At 63.9% G+C, this 1,642-nt stretch carries 1 protein-coding gene; it reads left to right on the top strand.

Annotated elements, in window-relative coordinates; all coding sequences use genetic code 11:
- Positions 1-1,642 (top strand): type I polyketide synthase (locus HDE79_RS21725; RefSeq protein WP_184605302.1); only part of this gene is annotated, 1,642 nt, incomplete at both ends.

The raw sequence follows: 1,642 nt of genomic DNA, 5'->3' as shown, positions 1-1,642 counted from the left end.
CAGCGCTGCGCGCTAGGTTCGGTTAAGCCGAACATCGGTCATCTGGATTCAGCGTCTGGCATAGCTGGCCTGATCAAGACAGTGGAGGCACTCAAGCATCGCCAGTTGCCGCCGAGCATCAACTACGAGAAGCCCAATCCGCAGATCGACTTTGCAAACAGTCCTTTCTATGTCAACACGGAACTGAAGCCGTGGCCTCGCGGCACGACACCGCGTCGTGCGGGTGTTAGCTCGTTTGGTATCGGAGGAACCAATGCTCATGTGGTGCTGGAAGAGGCGCCGGAGGTTGCGGTATCGCCGGCGTCGCGCGAGCGCCAACTGCTGGTGTTGTCGGCACGTACGCCGACAGCGCTAAAAGCAGCGAGTGAGCGTCTTGCTGCACATTTGGCGACAGAGTCGGTCTCACTGGCCGATATGGCTTACACGCTGCAGGTTGGTCGGTCGCGCTATGCACATCGGCGGGTAGTGGTCTGCGAGACGGCCGCGGAAGCGTTGGTGGCACTCAAGTCGAGCGATGCGATCGCGAAGGAGGCGATCGACAACGACGCCTCGCTAGTGTGGATGTTTCCGGGGCAGGGCACACAGCACGTAGGCATGTGCCGTGAGCTGTATGCGAGCGAGCCGGTATTCCGGGAGCACCTAGACGCGTGCGCAGAAGGGCTGCGAGTGATATTGGGCCTAGATCTTCGCGAGATCCTGTATCCGGCAGCCGAGCAGTCCGCTGCAGCGGAGCGGCGGTTGGCCCAGACGGAGCTGGCCCAACCGGTACTATTCGCGGTGGAGTACAGCCTGGCGCGGTTACTGCAGTCGTATGGGCTGCAGCCGGCGGCAATGATCGGCCACAGTCTGGGCGAGTTCGTGGCGGCATGTCTGGCCGGTGTCTTCAGCATTGAAGACGGCCTGCGGCTTGTGGCGGTGCGTGGCCGACTGATGCAGGCGATGGCGCCAGGCCGGATGCTGTCGGTACTGGAAGACGAGGTGAGCCTACGCGCGCAGTTGACGGGAGAGTCGTTAGACGTGGCGGCGGTGAATGGGCCTGGTCAGACGGTGGTGGCAGGCCCGGTGGAGGCGATTGAGTCGTTGCGCGTTCGTCTGGCAGCGGCGGGCGTGGAGAGTGTGCTTCTAGAGACTTCGCATGCGTTTCACTCGGCGATGATGGAGCCGATGCTGGCCGCGTGGCGCGAAGCGCTGAGCGGAATCGCGTTGCGGTCGCCGACGCTGGCGTACGTGTCAAACGTGACCGGCCGGTTCGTGCGGGCAGAGGAAGTGACCAATCCGGAATATTGGGTTCGTCATTTGCGAGGTACGGTGCGTTTTGTTGCGGGTTTGGAGACGCTGTATTCGCCGGAGTCCGGGTTGAACGGTCATCGCCTGCTGGTGGAAGTGGGCCCTGGGCAGGTGCTCAGCCGCCTGGGCCGCCGCCATGAGGCCGCGCGTGGTGTGGTGGCGCTGCAGCCCGGCTCGGGCGAGTCGGCCGATGACGCGCGTGCATGGCACGAGGGAATCGGCCAGTTGTGGGCGGGCGGTGCGCAGGTGGATTGGGCGGCCTATCACGGTGGCCTGCAACGCCGGCGAGTACCGTTGCCGACGTATCCGTTCGAGCGGCAGCGGTACTGGATCGATGCGCCCCGCGGCAAAAGCC

This window comes from Rhodanobacter sp. MP1X3 (assembly GCF_014207165.1).
GTDB lineage: Bacteria > Pseudomonadota > Gammaproteobacteria > Xanthomonadales > Rhodanobacteraceae > Rhodanobacter.
The sequence above is the reverse complement of the archived record's forward strand: the minus strand, read 5'-3'. Positions and strand labels throughout refer to the sequence as shown.